The 18,130-nt window shown below is 55.6% G+C and carries 10 protein-coding genes, 2 tRNA genes and 1 pseudogene; 4 read left to right on the forward strand and 9 right to left on the reverse strand.

The annotated features are described in order from the left end of the window. Positions 1–7: 7 nt before the first annotated feature. A complete protein-coding gene (locus FYJ85_RS17200; RefSeq protein WP_206213268.1) occupies positions 8–1,111 on the reverse strand; it encodes a helix-turn-helix domain-containing protein in 1,104 nt (367 codons plus the stop codon). Between the two features lie 464 nt (positions 1,112–1,575). On the opposite strand from FYJ85_RS17200, the gene FYJ85_RS17205 reads away from it, so the two are divergent. From FYJ85_RS17205 to FYJ85_RS17220, 4 genes are all read left to right on the forward strand, one after another. After that, positions 1,576–2,331 carry a type II secretion system protein gene (locus FYJ85_RS17205; protein ID WP_206213269.1) on the forward strand — a complete coding sequence of 252 codons (756 nt, stop codon included), beginning with the start codon at positions 1,576–1,578 and terminating at the stop codon, positions 2,329–2,331. Between the two features lie 23 nt (positions 2,332–2,354). Further along, a complete protein-coding gene (locus FYJ85_RS17210) occupies positions 2,355–5,606 on the forward strand; it encodes a hypothetical protein (RefSeq protein WP_154419754.1) in 3,252 nt (1,083 codons plus the stop codon). A gap of 112 nt (positions 5,607–5,718) precedes the next feature. Then, positions 5,719–8,883, forward strand: coding sequence for a hypothetical protein (locus FYJ85_RS17215; protein ID WP_154419756.1), 3,165 nt, complete (start codon positions 5,719–5,721; stop codon positions 8,881–8,883). Between the two features lie 2 nt (positions 8,884–8,885). Next, on the forward strand, positions 8,886–9,029 hold the full coding sequence (locus tag FYJ85_RS17220; protein WP_154419758.1) for a hypothetical protein: 144 nt from the start codon (positions 8,886–8,888) through the stop codon (positions 9,027–9,029). Positions 9,030–9,257: 228 nt separating this feature from the next. Here the strand turns inward: FYJ85_RS17220 and FYJ85_RS17225 are convergent, their stop codons facing one another. From FYJ85_RS17225 to FYJ85_RS17260, 8 genes and pseudogenes are all read right to left on the reverse strand, one after another. Beyond that, a complete protein-coding gene (locus tag FYJ85_RS17225) occupies positions 9,258–11,300 on the reverse strand; it encodes a DNA/RNA helicase domain-containing protein (RefSeq protein WP_106051715.1) in 2,043 nt (680 codons plus the stop codon). Between the two features lie 337 nt (positions 11,301–11,637). Next, complete coding sequence (locus FYJ85_RS17230; protein WP_106051716.1) at positions 11,638–13,428, reverse strand: GmrSD restriction endonuclease domain-containing protein; 1,791 nt, start codon at positions 13,426–13,428, stop codon at positions 11,638–11,640. 171 nt (positions 13,429–13,599) lie between these two features. Further along, positions 13,600–13,815, reverse strand: coding sequence for a hypothetical protein (locus tag FYJ85_RS17235; RefSeq protein ID WP_154419760.1), 216 nt, complete (start codon positions 13,813–13,815; stop codon positions 13,600–13,602). A gap of 84 nt (positions 13,816–13,899) precedes the next feature. Beyond that, a pseudogene (locus FYJ85_RS24110) lies at positions 13,900–14,037 on the reverse strand (excisionase family DNA-binding protein); the annotation flags it as partial. Between the two features lie 280 nt (positions 14,038–14,317). Beyond that, positions 14,318–14,392 (reverse strand) — tRNA-Met (locus FYJ85_RS17245). 8 nt (positions 14,393–14,400) lie between these two features. Continuing rightward, positions 14,401–14,477: transfer RNA gene (locus tag FYJ85_RS17250), tRNA-His, on the reverse strand. A gap of 123 nt (positions 14,478–14,600) precedes the next feature. Next, positions 14,601–15,773, reverse strand: a complete 1,173-nt coding sequence (locus tag FYJ85_RS17255; protein WP_158703723.1) for a S1C family serine protease — start codon at positions 15,771–15,773, stop codon at positions 14,601–14,603. 159 nt (positions 15,774–15,932) lie between these two features. Then, on the reverse strand, positions 15,933–18,035 hold the full coding sequence (locus FYJ85_RS17260; protein WP_106052017.1) for a carboxy terminal-processing peptidase: 2,103 nt from the start codon (positions 18,033–18,035) through the stop codon (positions 15,933–15,935). Between the last annotated feature and the right edge of the window lie 95 nt (positions 18,036–18,130).

The following is an 18,130-nucleotide window of genomic DNA, read 5'->3' on the forward strand; positions in this document are numbered from 1 at the left end:
GCCCCGGTCAGCCGCGGCGAAGCTCACGGTAGGCTCCCGGCTGCATCCCGGTGGCCCGGCGGAAAGCCAGCGACAGCGAAACCGGCGAGGAGTAGCCGGTCTGCGCGGCGATTTCCGACAGGGAAAGCTCGGTGCTGTCCAGCAGATTCTTCATCCGGTCAATCCGGAGCTGCTGCAGAAATTCAATCCCCGTCCGGCCGAGATGGCGGCGGAAGAGCCGGTTCAGCATCGATTGCGACAGCTCCGCATACCGGGCGGCTTCGCCGATACCAACCGGCGAATCGCAGTTCTGAATCAGAAAACGGATTGCGGTCGCCAGTTTCAGATGCGGCACCGCAATAATGTCGGTACTGGCCCGGCGAATCACCGCGCTCGGTGAAATCACTTCAGGTTCAAGCGGCACGTCGCCGCCGTCGAGCATTTTCTGCATGGTTTCGGCAAGTTTCAATCCTACCGTGCCGTGTTCGCCGTTGATGCCGGAGAGCGGCACCGGCGTGTAGGTCGTATACAGTGGCCGCTGCGAGTTGCATAAGATTGCCACTTCCTCCGGCACCCGGAGCCCCAGCTCCTCCACCGCCCGCCAGACCGGCGCCACGACCTGGGGATTGACTAAAATCAGGGCCGCCGGTTTCGGCAGACTTTCCAGAAAGTTCCGAATTCCGGCCAGCATTTCCGGATAGGACGGCTCCACGCCGTCCCGCGGCACACAGTAGTGGGAATGGCATTCCAGGCCACGCCTGCCGGTCAGTTCCCGCAACGCCTGGCTGGGACAGATGGGAATTCCGCAGACTTCACCCGGGAACTCCTGAGTGGAAATCGCCGCAAAAATCTGAAATCCCTGCCCGACAAAGAAATCGACGGCCATTTCGGCCACCGCCCGGGTATCGCTCAATACGGATCGCACATTGCCGCCCGGCGGCAGGATTCGCGATACAATCGGAATTTTCCCGATATCGCGGATGGCCGAGAGATCCTCCAGCGTCAGGTAGTCGGAAATCACGCCATCCCCCTGCCAGTCCCGCGGTATCACGTCCCGGCACAATTCGATCAGCCAGCCGTGCCGCTGGCCGAAGGCGTAGATCGGCTGAAGAAGTTGATCGTTCGGATGCATGAATGCACACAGAATATGGGGCATTTTACGGAACATGTTCGTGAAGTATATATGACTGTCTCAATTGCATGTATTGATTTAATCCTTTTTTATGGTATAATTATTATAAAGCAAAAGGAGGTGTATTTCAAGTACATTATTTGAATCAGAAAGGACATCTTATGAAAAAATCCGTACCGGAGGCAATTTCCCGACATCACGTATCCGTGAATGCTTTACGGGGAAGCGATAAGGTTGCATAATACTGGATATGTGAAGTTTTCGTGTACGGTCTGTCATGATATAACTCCTTTTAGTTGAATGAATTTATTCGGCCTCTGGCGGAAAATTGTTATGTTTGCTCTTCCTGGTTTCGTTCGTCTGCGTTGTCGTGGAATTCGCAGGGGAAATACATTTCCCCCGCCCCCCATTTCTTACTCTGTGCCGGGCTTTCATTTCCTGCGGGTTGCGTTCATATCCGCTGCATGGCGCATACCACGCTTTTTGGGTCGGGCAGCAATGCTGTTTTGTTTCACATATCCAGTATTATGTATCGCAACTTCACATTGATTGAATTGCTGGTCGTGATAGCGATCATCGCCATTCTGGCGGGGATGCTGCTGCCGGCGCTGAACCGGGCGCGCCAGAAGGCGCGCGGAACCACCTGCCTCAGCAATCTTAAACAGATGATGCTCTATACGCAGCAGTATCTCGACAGTTACAACGGCACGATCACTTGCGAGGGGGACTGGGAACAGTGGGCAGGAGCCCTGTTCAAAGCCGGTTTTGTCGGACTCGGCGACTGGAAGGCGCTCAATTGCCCTGATGTCAACTTCTCGGCGGGAAATCTTGCTGGTGGAGTGGAAGACTGGAAGATCAATATGTTCGCCTATCCCGCCAATTATCTGGGCGCGGCCAAGATCAATGGAAACTATTACGGCGAGTCGTCGGCCAGTCCCTACCGGATTATCCGCGATGCAAGCCACTCTGCAATCAATTTCAAACCGGTAAAGCAGCCGTCGAACTTTCTGTTTCTTGCCGACGGACGAAATGATCAGGGGGAGCCTTGGGCGAGACTTTATCTGAAGACTGCCTGCGGCTGGGCGAGTGCTCCGTGGCGAGGACATAGCGGCACGAGTTTCTCCGCAGCCTGGGGAGACGGTCATGCATCAATGGCGAACGAGGGAAAATTGGAAGAAACCACCTGCCCGAAAGAGGATATCGCCTGGGCAGCCGAATAAGATTGAACGAAGGAAAAATTTGGATGATGATGAAGAAATTGACCGCCTGGCTGCTGGTGCTGCTGGCCGTGGCAACTGCGGCTGCCGACCGGCTGCCGGCCAGCCCCTCCATCGACGATCTCGGAAACCTGACCGTCGGGAAACTCGCACTGCATTGGACTCGGTATGCCCCCGACTGGCGCAGTGAAACTCTTCAGGCGGACGATTTCAAGGCGGATGCCGGATTTCCTCGGCGCAGTCCCGGCCGGGTCGAGATTTCCGGCAAATGGAACAGCTTCCGTATCGCGATTTCGGCGGTTGCGGCCGGAAACAACGGAATCGCCTATACCGCCCGTTTCACGGCGGCTCCGCCGGTGGATACCGCGGCTCTCGCGCTGATCATGATCATGCCGGACCTCGAAGCGGGTGATGTCTGGGCTGATGGCCAGAAGATTGTATTGCCGAAGGAGTTCGAGAGAGTCTCCATTTTCAGCCGAAAGGTTCGTTCGCTCCGGTTCGGCAGCGGCGACAGGACCGTTGCCGTCGAAGGCGACTTCCTGCTGCAGATTCAGGACAACCGGAAATGGGGCAGCCGGTATTATGAGTTCAGGCTCGGAACGACTCCGGTTTCCGGAAAAATCGGCGAGGCCTCCATCGACTTGCGCATCCGGGTCGAATCGCCGCGCACCGCTCCGATCGACCTCAAAGAGGCGTTCAATATGGGGTTCAGGGATGAGACGCCCAACGATGGGAAAGGCGGCTGGACCGATCAGGGACCGGCCACCGACCTGCGTATGATGAAACCCGGAAAACTCTCGGCTTTCGGTGTCGATTTCGACATTGTCGATCCGGAACGAAACGGCGGACGTTCCTGTCTTGTGCTCTCATCCGGGCAGAAAAAGTTCCCGGCGGAGAAACGTGTTGTGCTCGACGGAGCCGGCGGGGAATTCCGGTATCTGTATTTGCTGCACGCCTCGGCCTGGACGCCGGCACAGATGCCGATCGGCACGATCATTGCGGAGTATGCTGACGGCAGAACGAAGGAAATTACGGTGCATGCCGGCCGCGATGTCGGCAACTGGTGGCCGCCCTGCAGTTTTGAAAACGGCGCCGTCGCCTGGACCGGGGAGAAGGAGGAGTCTGTCGTCGGGCTTTACCTGTCGCAGTTTTCGGTCGGCACTGCTCCGTCCAGGCTGACTTTCAAAGCGGCGGACGGTTCCAACGCCGTCTGGATGATCGTCGGCGCCGCACTCGGCGACCGCAGGCTGAATCTCCGGCAGATCGAGACTCCGTCGTATCTTGTCGCGGGAAAGGATTGGCTGCCGGTCGAATACAACGGCAATACCGCAGCGGGTTCTCCGCTCGATTTTTCGGTCTACCTCGACGCACCGGCCGGCAAGTACGGTCCGGTCATTGTCACCGAAGACGGTCATTTCGCCTTCCGTGACGCGCCGGAAAAACGAATTCGGTTCTTCGGCACTAATCTGGTCGGCTCATCGAATTGTCTCGACAAGGCACTGGCCGATGATTTCGTGGCGAAGCTGACCCGGCTCGGCTACAACTCGCTCCGTTTCCACCACTTCGAAAACGAGTTGCTCGATTTCCGCCCGGAGCTGACTTTCAACCCGAAGGCGCTCGATGAGTTCGACTATCTGTTCGCGGAACTCAAAAAACATGGTGTTTATCTTTGCCTTGACCTTTACGCGAGCCGTATCGTTGATATAAACAAAGATGTGAAGGAGTTCAAAGGATACTCTTTGCATGGTTTTGCGATGAAGACCCTGATTCCGATCAGCGAATCGGCGATGGATAACTGGAAGGAATTCGCCCGGCGGCTGCTGACTCACCGTAACCCGTATACCGGTCTGACCTACGCGGAGGACCCGGCGCTCTATTCGCTGAATCTCGTGAATGAAAATCCGCTCATCCTCGGCTGGAACAGTAATTCTGCGCTTGTTCCGCTTTTCGAGAAAAAATATGTCGGGTATTTGAAGACGAAAGGGCTCGACACGCCGGAGAACCGCGCCTCCCGCGGCGGCCTCTTCATCGAGTTCCTGAACGACCTTCAGATCAGAAGCATCGAAGAGCAGAAACGATTCCTGAAGGAAGAACTGAAGCTGACCGCGCTGATCACCGACCTCAATATGCTCAGCAACTTCACGATGAATGAAGTACGGGAGCATCTGGACTTTGTGGACAATCACCAGTATTGGGACGGGCCGTCGTTTCCGGTGCGGGACTGGCAGTTGCCGTATAGTTTCAACAATCATTCATGCATTGCAAATCGCGCGGAACTACCGCGGTACATGATGCCGGCACGGATTTTCGGCAAACCGTACACGGTTACCGAATTCAATTTCAGCAACCCGAATCCGTACCGGGTCGAGGCGGCTCCGCTGATCGGCGGCTATGCCGGGCTGCAGGATTGGGACGGCCTCTACCGGTTCGCCTGGTCGCACAGTCGGGATTATATGAAAGCGGTCGATGTGCCGCGCGGCTTCGATCACGTCAACGATCCGCAGGCGCAACTGGCGGAACGCATCAGCAGTCTGCTTTTCATGCACGGCTACATCCGTCCGGCCGGGCCGGCCTTCGCCTTCAGCTGCACGCCGGAACAGCTCCGTTCGCTGGCGGGGCCTCCGGGAAATGACGGCGATTATCCGGCGGCGTTCACCGAACTCGGACTCTACGGCCGGATCGGAACGCTCTCTCCCGCCGCCTCGTTCCCCAGTGTGCAGAAGGTCGACGCGCTCAATGCCAACTGGGAGAAGCGGCTTCCCGCCGCTGCCCGCGCCGCCCTCGACAAACTCGAAAAAACCGGAGTCATCACGAGCGCCGGCGGACAGATCACGCTCGATTCGAAGGCGAAGACGCTGAAGATCGTCGCTCCGCAGTGCGAAGTGATGACCTTCTCCGGCAATCTGTCCGGCAAAGTGATGAGACTTTCCGGCGCCGACCGTTACCAGACGGCCGCGTTGCTGTCGCTCGACGGCAAACCGCTGACCGAAAGCGGCAGGCTTCTGTTCGTTCAGATGCCGAACCTCGGCGCGACCAGGCTGAAGTTTTCGAATGAGCGCCGCAGCCTGCTCGAAAGCTGGGGGCAGCTGCCGATCCTGCTCGAAAAGTGCCGGGCCGACGTCGAACTCTCTCTGCCGAAGATGAAGGTCGAGGCGCTGAAGCTCGACGGCTCCCCGAACGGCAGCGTTCCGGCGGCTTATGAAGACGGCAGGCTCCGTTTCACGGCGGACACCGCTTCGCGTCCGGGTGGCGTGATGGTCTATCTGCTGACCCGCTGACCGCAGCGCAAAATTCCCGGTGCGGAACAGGATTTGTCCTTCTCCGGGAATTTTTTCGCTCAAACGGTTACCGGCAGCAATCTGCGCAATAAACAACCGAACATTGAGAGGAATGATGAAACATTTATACTCTGACGATCAGGATGTCTCCTTTTCCCGGCTCTTCGCCAACCCCGGAGCCCTCTACCGCGACACCCCTTTCTGGGCCTGGAACTGCCGTCTCGACGGCGAGGAGCTTCATCGTCAGATCGGAATCTTCCACCAGATGGGCATGGGCGGATTTCACATGCACGCCCGCACCGGCCTGGGGACTCCGTACCTCGGCCCCGAATTCATGAAGCTGGTCCGGCAGTGCGTCGACGATGCCAGGGCCGGATCGATGCTCGCCTGGCTTTACGATGAGGACCGCTTTCCCTCCGGCGCAGCCGGCGGACTCGTCACCCGCGATCCAGCATTCCGCGCCCGCCACCTGCTCCTGACCTCCACCCGCCGGACCGAAGCGCCCGACCCCGCCAACGATGGTTCCGGGAAGCTTCTCGCCGTCTATGCGATCCGTTTCGATCAGGAACACCGGCTGGCGGATTACCGGCTGCTTGCCGACGGGGATCCCGCCGCGCCCGGCTTCGAACGGTTCTACGCTTATTTGATCGTCGAATCACGCAATTCCTGGTTCAATGACCAGGCTTACGTCGATACCCTCAATCCGCGTGCGATCCGCCGGTTCGTCGAACTGACCTACGAGGCTTATTTCAAGGCGGTCGGTGACGAGTTCGGCAAATCGATCCCCGCGATCTTTACCGACGAACCGCACTTCACCCATAAAACCGTGCTGCGGTTTGCCGCCGAACGGCGCGATGTCCAGCTCCCCTATACCGATGACCTGCCCGAAACCTACCGCCGTGAATACGGCGCCGAATTCTTCGACACCCTGCCGGAACTGGTCTGGGAACGGGCCGACGGCGCCTGGTCGGCCGCCCGCTACCGGTATCACGATCATATTGCGGAGCGGTTCGCTTCGGCGTTCGCCGATACCGTCGGCAACTGGTGTGAACGCCACGGCATCCGTTTCTCCGGACACCTGCTGGAGGAACCGAGGCTGGAATCGCAGACCGCCGTCCTCGGCGATGTGATGCGCAGTTACCGCTCATTCCAGCTGCCCGGGGTTGACATGCTCTGCGACTGGGTCGAACTTTCCACCGTCAAGCAGGCGGCCAGCGCTTCCCGTCAATACGGCTGCGGCGGGGTTCTCTGCGAACTGGACGGCGTGACCGACTGGGACTTCAACTTTTCCGGTCACAAGGGCCACGGCGACTGGCAGGCCGCGCTCGGTGTCACCGTCCGGGTTCCCCACCTGGCATGGCTGTCGATGGCAGGTGAGGCAAAGCGCGACTATCCCGCCTCCATCAGCGAGCAGTCGCCGTGGTGGCGGAAGTATCCGGTGATCGCCGATCACTTCGCGCGCGTCAACACCGCAATGAGCCGCGGCCGCGCCCTCTGCCGCGTCGGAGTGATTCACCCGGTCGAATCTTATTGGCTGGTCTACGGCCCGCAGGATCAGACCGCCGGCGCCCGCCGTCAGGCCGAGCAGGATTTCAGTTCGCTGTGCCGCTGGGTGCTTCACGGGCTGATCGATTTCGACTTCATCGCGGAGTCGCTGCTGCCGACGCAGAACCTCATGGAATCCGGCGCCGCTTTCAAAGTCGGACAGATGAGCTATGAAACCGTCGTCGTCCCGCCGGCGATCACGCTGCGCGGCACGACCCTCGACCGGCTCGAGGCGTTTGCCGACGCCGGAGGCGACCTGATCTTCGCCGGCCGGATTCCCGTCTGCTGCGACGCAGTGCTTTGCGACCGCGCCGCCCGGCTGGCCGCCCGCTGCCGCCGGATCGATTTCTCGGAAGCGGCGCTGCTCGAAGCGCTCCGGGAGCGCCGCGATGTCGAAGTCGTGCGCAGCGATGACGGTTTTCCCGCGTCCTCACTGCTTTATCAGTTGCGCGATGCCGGAAACGAACGTTTCCTTCTTCTGGTCAACACCGAACGTTTCGGCGAGACGTTCACCGGGCGGGTGCGCATTCGCGGCAGCTGGCAGCTGGAGTTTCTCGATACCGCCACCGGCGAACAGAAGCCGCTGGCCGCCGCTCATGAACACGGCTGGACGGTATTGGAATACGATTTCTATGCGCACGGCCATTTGCTGCTGCGTCTGACTCCGGCCGCGGCGAGCGTCGGAGGAGAGTTGCTGCGGCCTCCTTATGCCGATGCGGAGGTGGAGGCGCGGATTCTCGGTCGTCTGAACGGTTTCGCGCTGCCGGTCACGCTGGACGAACCGAACGTACTGGTGCTCGATCAGGCGCAATGGCGCACCGATGACGGCAACTGGGAGCCGGCGGAAGAGATTCTGCGGCTCGACAATCTTGTCCGGGCCAGATTCGGTCTGCGGCCGAAGAGCGGCCAGATCGTCCAGCCGTGGGTCAACCCGCCGGACGGCAAGACGTACGGCCGTCTGGAACTGCGTTACCCGATCGAATGTGCAGTCCCGGTAACCGGTACAATGCTCGCGCTGGAACAGCCTGAAAACACCGAACTGGAGCTTGACGGTCAGCCGCTGACCTTTGCGGACGCCGGATTCTGGACTGACCGCTCGGTCCGGAAAACCACGCTGCCTGAATTGACGGCGGGAATCCACACCTTGATTCTGCGCCGCGATTACCGTCTTGATACCGATATCGAACGAATCTATCTGCTCGGTGATTTCGGAGTGGAACTCGGCGGCGACCGGATGCGGCTCACAGCGCCGGCGCGTACCCTGCACTGGGGAGACGTCGCCCCGCAGGGGTTGCCGTTCTACTCCGGAAACCTGACCTATCACTGCAAGTTCACGCTGGCGGAAGCCGGCGCGACGGCTCTGCGCTTTCCTTCGCGCGGCACCCGGCTGGCGGAGGGACTCCGCAACAACGATGCGGCGCGCGAATGTGACTTCGCCGGTTTCCGGGCGACGGTGATCGGCGTATCGGTCGACGGCGGCGAGGAACAATCGGTGGCGTTCGCCCCGTTCCAGTGCGAACTCGGAACGCTTGCCGCCGGGGAGCATACGCTGGCAATCACCGTCTACGGCAGCCGCGTCAACAGCTTCGGCGCCCTCCACCTTTCCTGGCCGGTTCCGTGGATCGGACCGGAGGCGTGGCGTACCGAAGGCGACCGTTTCACGCGCGACTACCGGGTGCGGAAATTCGGCGTGACGATCGCTCCGCTGCTGGTCAAAGGCGCCGGAGCCTGAAAATGAAACTCTGCGGCGGCGCATCCGCCGAAGAAGCGGAACCCGCCGGAAGCAGCCGGGCCATCTCGATTGTCGAATTCAAATGGCCCGTCAGAAATGGAACATCCGTTCAGTCGCGGCAAAGTATCAATCACTCAGGCAAGTGATCAAGGAAATCGAAAAATGCCGTCTTGCCCGCAAAAAAGAGGTTTGATTCAGGTCTCAAGCCGGAGAAGAAAGATCGGGAAAACTCAAGCCGGAAAGGGGGCACAAGTCATGCCTCGGCGAAACGACACTCGAAGCGGGCGACGGCATCGGCGGGAATTGGCACGTTTCCTTTTTCGGCAGGGGTAAATTTCAAACCGGCTCCTCATTGTACCCGTACTGTTTCGGCATCATATCTCTTCAATGCCTATTTGTTTCAGGTATTGATACGTCCCGTCGTAAAACTCCGGCAGACGGGTGGCGTCATCGGGATTGCCTTCGGGAATGCAGAGCACCATGCCTTGACGCGCTCGCGTCAAAAGCACGCGATACGCGTTGATCTGATAGGCTTTGCGTTCCGGCGCGCGGATATTCTGCCACTTGTTTCCAGTAAAAGAATAATTACCCCATCTCGTTCCCTGCCAACGCAAATCGCCATCCCAAACCAAACACGTCCAGTCGAGTTCCAATCCCTGCACATCAAATTCCGAAGCGGCATCCTCCAGGAAAAGCGACGAACGAATATCCGTAATATCATCCAGGAACCAATGCACGGTATCGGGTTTACATCGCACGTCGATCGCCAGCGGCCGCAAGCGTTGGGCCTGTGACGAAACCACCATGCCGTAGCGCTCCGTGCCGCGTTTCTGCCGCCGCAGCCATGCTTTGGCCTGATCCAGCGAACGGGTCAGCACAATCGGATATTTTCCTTCCAGCATCCGAAACCGTTCTTGTGCTTCGGGAATATCGCCTTCCAACAGAAAATGAACAAAATTCGAAAGTTGTTCCGCCCGGAAGGAACGCATTGAGACCGCCAAATGTAAATCGCTGCTGCGTTCCAATCTGGAATTGGCTTGCAACAAATCTTCCAATTCGCCCTCGGCATACTCTTTGCCGGTCAACTCATCGGAGATAAACACATTCCAGTTGGGAAAGTTCGCATTGATCGCCCGCAACCACTCGCCGATTCCTGCCTCCCCTGTATTGATTTCCTGTCCGCCGCCGACCAGACAAACGATAACGCCCCAGTCTTCACGCAAATTCAGCGACCAGATCAAAAACTCCGGTTCTGACATCGGGAAATCATGAATGCCTTGTTTGCGGCTCAGCCAATTTGCCAACTGTTGTTTGGTCCATGCCCGCTGTGCTTCGTCAAAAATCGCCACATGCTCGACTTCGGAATATCCATCATCCTGATGCTTGGTGACTTTCGCCGGATCAATTTCCAATACCCCGTCGCGAATCGGCTTCTTGAGCTTGTTCAATGTCTCGTTACGGTAATGATGCACGATTTGAATAAAGGATTTGACATCGCGCCGAGCCGTGGTGAGATTGTAACGAACGCCCGGATTACGTTCCTCTTCCTGCCGCTTCTTGTCGCGCGCCAGGGCTTCGCTCAACACCGAAACCAGCGGCTGATTGCCGGAGAGATATACTGCAAGGCTCTTTTTCTCAAACTGCCGAACCGCGATATTCAACCCGACCAGTGTTTTTCCCGCGCCGGGAACGCCGGTAACAAAACAGATGGATTTCTCGTGATTGGCCTGCGAGTGTTCAATCACGCGCATGACAAATTCGCTGGTACGCTGTAAATTCTCGCCGGAAGCTTCGCTGCGAGTAATATCCTCGACGGAATGATTCAAATACAAGGAGCTTGCCGCCTGAATGATGGTCGGCGTCGGCATGTAGCGACTATACCCCCAACGACTCAAATCGGCGTGCTTGCCATGTTCCTGTGTGATTTTGGCAATCACCTCACGAAGACCGCCGGCATTGCAGAGAATCGGCTCAAACACATGATCATCATAAAGACAAAATTCCTGCGTTGCAGAGGAATCCGGCGCTTCAGTGGCGATCAATACGGGAACAATGGTCAAGTCCCGACTGGCCTCATGGAAGTTTTTCAAATCGAGCGCATAATCCCAAACCTGCTCGGAATCCTGCCGGTAATAGACCTCCGCTCCGACCTTGAATTCCAGCGCAAAAACAATACCCTGAAACAAAAGAACCACATCAATACGCTTCCCCAGTCGTGGAATGGAATATTCAAAAAGAATCTGTCCATCGGCCTTGTTTCGCAGAATCTCTTTGAGCATCTGAATCTCAAATTGCCACGCATTGCGTTGCAAATCCACGAGATCAAACGAATTTTCCGCCGCCAAAGCCCCGAGAATCTCATTCTCGGAACTCCCGACAAAATTCGTTATGCTATCTGCGTAGAAATATCGATTCACTGGTATTCGTCCTTATTCGTTCACGATTCCGCGGTCCTTCGGGTAGTTGGATCTTCCCCTGAAGTATTTGCCGGCATTCGCGCCACTTTTCGCCGGCCGGCAGCTCCTGCCTGCACCACACTCCGGACAAATTCGGTTCGACAGGCAGTTCTTTTTTCGATAATTTCCTTCACATGAGCAGCGTGAGCTTTTTTATTTTGAAATATATTGCTGATACAGCCGGAAATAATCGTATTTTACCTTTGACCGCCGGTTGCTTGAATATCCATGCGATCAAAAACGCGATACCGAAGATTACAAAGCTTTTATCATATCTTCCTCTCAATCAAAAATACAATTAGCCTTGACATAGTCTTTTATATGCTTTCTGAATAAGCTTTGCCATCAGAACTCGACGTTCTTTTAAGAATTCATTATACTCCATTGTATCGAACCCCTGCGGCAAAGCATGGTTTTCGCACATCAACTTAAAGTTATCTTCGCCAAGTTTTTGAATGAACTCATTGATATAATCTGCCGGTGGACGGTCGGAAATAGCAATATTGGTCTGATAGTCTAAATAGGTATAGTTTGCAATTTGATTACGTTCGCGATCTGAATCAATACCAATAGATGTCAAATAATTCTTTGGAAAAATATGATGCTTGTCGACAGCATTTTTGTTGCCGTGGGCTCCTGGAAGTAAAAACATTGCAAGATGACTTGTGCTGAACAACATAGGAATATTTAAAATATTTTGAGAAGCCAAATATGCATACCAATGAGGTGAAATCGCTGCCGACGACTCCAAATCTTTCGGCAAAGTGATTGCAAAGTAATCTTCCGTCAGGCGGGAATCAATCACAGAACTCAGGTAAGCCGCCAGCTCGTCTGCGTTTTTTAAAGTTTTCATATCAGCAAATAATTTTTCAGCATCTGTCTCTACTGACGAACTGAAATATGAGGTAACGCTTACCATAAAAAACCATCTTCTGAACAAAGAGCTTAACTTCTGATTTTCAAGATGGAATTCATATTTGGCAATTAAATAGAGAATATAACTAAATACAATTGAGTTATCGGCTGCAATCAATTTACTGCTGACATATCCGCCTTGTGCAATAATATTCAAAAAAGCATGCCAATTATTCAAATCGATGACAGTTGACAATGCCGCGCCGAATACAGCAAGATTTTCGTTACGCCGCTCTTCGGTAACAATGCCTGAATCCAAATCTTTTCCTCGCAATAACATATATGCGTATCTCAAGCGGGCGCGCTTAAATCCGACTCCAACAATCATACGAACCAAATGTACCGGTTCAACGATTAAAAGGTTGTTATAAGATGTTCCAGCGGCTGGAATATGAGACTTTTCACAGAAGGAATCAATTTTGTCCCGATCTTCTTTGGCATACACAGAGAGCAGAGTAAGAATGAAGTCGTTTTCATTCAGCTTCTGGCCCCCGGAATTCACCCGAACAAAAATTTCCGCAACCTCTTCTTCACTTGCGGAACGATAAATATCCAATACAGGAACCGGATATTTTTCCAATCCCAATAATTCATTCAATCGGTTTTCGATGAGATCCTCTTGTTCATCGGTTAAGATTGGAAGATTATTTTTTTCATAACTTTCATTCAGTCGCTTAATATAAGCCCTGCGGAGTCTGGACAGCGTATTTTGCTCTTTGGCCAGAAATACAACGCTGAGATCGGAAATCCACTCCGGATTGCGTTCATAAGCTACGCTCCAGTTTTCAAAACGATCAACTTCACGAAGCGGATTGTAACATATCTTGATATTGCGTTCTTTGAAATTCTTATCTTTAACTTTTATTCCATACATGGTTGCGACTAGCGCCGTTAACCGTTGCTGGCCATCAATAATAAGACTTTTGGGCGATTTTAATTCTTTATCATTGAGTCCGATATCTTCCATTTTGCTGGAATAGTTTTCGGGGGACTCCCACAGCATAATATACCCGATAGGGAACCCTTTGAGCATGGAATCATATAAATTTCTTACTTTTTCATTTGCCCATACAAATGGCCTCTGCAAATCCGGCAAGCCAATCCGGCCGAGCTTGATCTCTTTCAAGAGAAAATCCAGATCAATATTATGGGATTCAAAAATTTTATTTGCCATTAGTCATTTCTCATAAGTTAATAATCGCATCCTGAATGCACTGGCGGTCGTGCCAAATAGCGTCGAACCATTCTTTCAATTCCGCAATGTTTTCCGGTTCGTCAAAACCGGTACTCATAGCGTGCCGGATAGGGTTCACTAAACCAAGTCCGGAAGCAGTATACTGCTACGTTAAACGATTGCGCAATTTGCGTTCATCCGAATCGCCGACAAACGCCAGACGATCCAGGATATCCGCAGTTTATCAATGGACGGCAATACATTTTCGAGCATCTCAAGAGGAACGGAAAACAATGCGGTAATGACAGAAAAACAGGAATTCTGCGGCAACCCTGTTGAAAGCAGTTCCCCCGCCTTGAGTCGTTTATGATTGATCAACTGCATCATTGCCCTTGTATTTTCTCTCAATAACAGCCCTGGCCTCTGAACAGTTCTTGTCCACTCGGCTCATCCATTTCCGGGAAGTCTGCATTATTCCCCGGCCTTACCGGATTTGCCCCAGACATCGGCCTCATCTTTCTTGAACTTCCAGTAACGGCCGATACGGCGGCCTGGCATGCCTTTGCCTTCGGTCCATTTGTAAATGGTCTCGCGGCAAGCACCAAGGTATTCCGCGCTTTCTACCGATCTTCCATATTATGACCTCAGCTCATCCATATAAAAACATATTTCAGCGCACTACTATACTGCTAAAATATTGCACTTTATGGAAAATGCAAGCGTCTATATGGATTTGATAGTGATTTTTAGTAATTTTTAATTGATTCAAGAATTGTATGGGATGATTTAAAAATAAAGAAGGCCCATTCTCGGAAAAGGAAAGTCGCAGAAACAGCACAAAGAGATAACATACAAAAAAGCCGGTCACATGACCGGCATAATCTTTCAATGGTAGCGGGGAATGGAATCGAACCATTGACCTTCAGGTTATGAGCCTGACGAGCTGCCACTGCTCTACCCCGCGCTGTAAAATGGGGTGGTAGACCGGACTTGAACCGGCGACCTCCTGGGCCACAACCAGGCGCTCTAACCAACTGAGCTACAACCACCATATCGGTTACGTTTTATGAATATACCCCCGATTACGGAAAAATCAAGCTCAAATTGCCGGAAAGATCGGATATTTTACGATTTTTCCGGCAAAATCACCCGAAATCCTCCGGCAACCGGCTTCAGAGAGCGTCCCGGACCGCGTAAATGTCCTGCCGCCCTCCGGCTCCGCGACGAAACCAGTTGGCCGGCGCCTGCTCAAGTTTCACCTTGACCTCACGCGTTTCTCCGGAGCGGCGGAGCTGCAGCGTCACCTCATCCCCGGGCGCAGCGGAGAAAATCCGGCTCTGCAGATCCCCCGGACCATTGACCGGTTCGCCGCCGACGGCGAGAATCACGTCGCCGCGCTGCAGCACCTGAGCCGCCGGAGAGTCACGGTAGATCTGCGCGACCGCCACACCGGATTCAAGCTTCAGCCGCGTCCTGACCTCACGCGGAATCGGCTCGAAAAGAACACCGAGCCACGGCCGCCTGACCTGTCCGTGCCGGATCATCTCCTCCGCCACGTGCTTCGCCAGATCCGCGCTGATCGCGAAACTGATGCCGATGCTGCCGCCCGAAGGCGACAGGATGAAGTCGTTGACCCCGATCACCTCACCCGCCAGATTCAGCAGCGGACCGCCGGAATTGCCGGGGTTGATCGACGCATCGGTCTGGATATAGCTCTCATGCAAATTTACCCCGACTCCGCGCCGTTTCATGCCGGAAACCACCCCCACCGTAACCGTACGCGACAGGCTGAACGGCGCACCGATCGCAATCGCCCAATGGCCGATTTTCACCCGGTCGATATCGGCGAACTTCAGCACGTCGAATTTCCGGTCGCCGTCGATCTTGAGCAATGCGAGGTCGGAGGGGGGATCGACCCCGACCACCTTCGCGTCGAACTCCGACCCGTCGTTCGTGGTCACGAAAAACGAATCCTGGTCGCGCACGACATGGAAATTGGTCAGAATATAGCCGTCCTCGCGGACAAAAAAGCCGGACCCCTGCCCGCTCGGGACATCCTTGTACTCGACCCGGCTCCGATAGTAATCGATCGGCGAAAGCACTCCCACGCGCTTCTGCGACGTGATCAGCACGACACCCGGCATCACTTTCTCGACGGCGCCGGCGAATTCCTCCTGCAGCTCCGCCGCCGCTCCGCTCAACGATACTGCGGCGGGCTCCGGCTCCGGCGGAACCGGGGAAGCCGCCGCGGCCGTCTCCGGAAATCCCTTCACAATACCCAGCGTCAGAAGCGTTCCGGCGCAGGCGGCGCAGAACGCGGTCACATATAAAGTCCGGTCTCTCATTGTCAAGCTCGATCCTCCCATTTCAATATCGATTATTTATGACAATCTATAATGATCCGGACGAAAATCAACGTCGAAAAACCGCAAAACAGACAAAAAAATCCCGAAAGCCGCTCCGTTCCCCGGAGACGGTTTTCGGGATTGCAGTCAACCGCAGCGTTACTTGAGCGCGGCGAAGTCGGAGGCGATATTCACGGCCTCGTCGAGAACCGGATCGCTGTTCTTCTTCTTTCCGTCGGCGGTACGGTCCAGATAGATCTTCTCCGCCTCGTCCTGAAGCTGCTTTTCCTCCTTGTACTCTTTCCAGCGCACCTCTTCATTCAGGGAGACGCTCTTTTTGTCCTTGTACTTGTTGTACATCTCAAGCTTCTTGCGGAACGCGCTGTATTCGGGGTCCGCCGCGACCCGCGCCTGCGACGCCGCCCTGAGCTTTTCGACCTTCGCCGCGAAGTCCGGCGTATAGGAGCCGGCCTTGACCGGTTTGACCGAATCCCACGGCAGGTGGTTGTTCATGAACATCTCGCCGATCTCCATCTGATCGGTCAGCGACGGCAGACGGATATCCGAAGCAATGCCGAGCTGCTGCACGGAACCGCCCGACGTCCGGAAGAACATCGCCGTCTCATAGGTGGCGGAACCGGCCTGGAACTCCTCGCCGATGAACTTCAGATAACGGTCGAGCGGAACCACGTCGAGCACGGTCCCCTTCCCGAACGTGCGGCTGTCGCCGACGACGACTCCGCGCTCGCTGTCGCGGATCGCGGCAGTGAAAATTTCGGCCGCCGAAGCGGAAAGCTTGCTGGTCAGAACAACCAGCGGCCCGGCATAGGCCTGATCGCCGTCGTCATCCTCCTTGACCTGAATCGGCTTGTTCGGGCTGCGGATCTGCACGACCGGACCGGACGGAATGAAGAGTCCGGTCAGCGTGATCGCCTCCGGCAGGCTGCCGCCGCCGTTGCGCCGCAGGTCCATCACGACCGCATCGACCTTCTGTTTCCTGAAATCCTCGAGAATGCGACGGACGTCGCGGGTGCAGCTCTTGAAATTCGGGTCGCCTTTCATGGCCGCATCGAAATCCATGTAGAAGCCGGGCAGATTGATGATGCCGACCCTGCGCTCAACGCCGTCGGCCCCCTTGACCGTCCTGACCTCCCCCTTCGCCTCACTGTCGACGAGCACGATCTTGTCGCGGGTGATGGTGACGGTTTCGGGAACCGCGCTGCGCCCCTTCTCACCCGGCAGGATCGTCAGAGTGACCTTCGTCTTCTCGGGGCCGCGGATCAGGCGGACCGCCTTGGTCAGCGGCATGTCGATCACATCCACCGGCTCGCCGTTCTCCTGGGCGACGGCGATGATGCGGTCTTCGACCTTCAGCCTCCCGTCCCGCGCGGCGGGACCGCCCGGCGTCAGGGCGACGATCTTGATGTAGCCGCCGTCGCTCGACAGCGTCGCGCCGATGCCGGAGAGCGAGAGGTTCATCGACATCTCGAAATCCTCCTCCTGCTTCGGCGGGTAGAAGTTCGAATGCGGACCGTACACCTGCGCGAGCGAGTTCAGATAGATGCCGAGAATATCGACGCGGTCCTTCTGCTGGATATCGTTGTTGATGTCGCGGAGGCGCGACAGAACCTTCTCCGCCGGATTCCGGATCTCCCACTTCGCCGCGGCGGCGTTTTCCCGCTCCTCGCCGGAGGCTTTTTCCGGCTGCTTCGCGCGCTCCTCCTCCTGCACGCGGTTCATGAGCCGGTAGGCGAGGACGTCGTTCTTCAGCCGCAGATACCAGAGCTTTTCGAGCTCGGCGCGGTCTTTCGCGCGCGGCGCCTTGGTGCGGTCGAGCATGAAGCTCTCGTCGAGCGTGAAATCAAACGGCTCCTTCAGCCGTTTTTCGGCGAAGGCGCGGAACTCGCCGTTCCGGGTGCGGAAACAGTCGTAAACCTTGAAGGCAAACGAGCTGTCGCCGGATTGAAGCTGCCTGCAGAGCAAATCCCGGTCGGCGGAGAACTTCGCAACATCCTCCTCCGTGAAATAGATCTTCGCCGGGTCGAGCTCATCGAGATACTCGTCGAACAGCTGCTTCGACAGCCCGGCGTCGAGCGCCTGCTGCCGGTAGTGGTTCCGCGACAGAAGCTGCGCCATGATGCGGGTGATCAGCGCGAGCTCCTTGTCTCCGTATTCATTTCCCTTCGCCGGAGCCGCCGAAACCGTCAGCCCGGCGGCGAACAAAACAAAAGCAAGCAACAGCTGCAGAAATTTTCTGCTCATTACAAAACACCCCCTGTTTTATGCATCAGCACTCCTTGTTGTCAAGACAAATAACTTACAGGATAAAATAACACGTTTCACCGGAAAATAAAGGT

This window comes from Victivallis lenta (assembly GCF_009695545.1).
GTDB classification, from domain to species: Bacteria; Verrucomicrobiota; Lentisphaeria; order Victivallales; family Victivallaceae; genus Victivallis; species Victivallis lenta.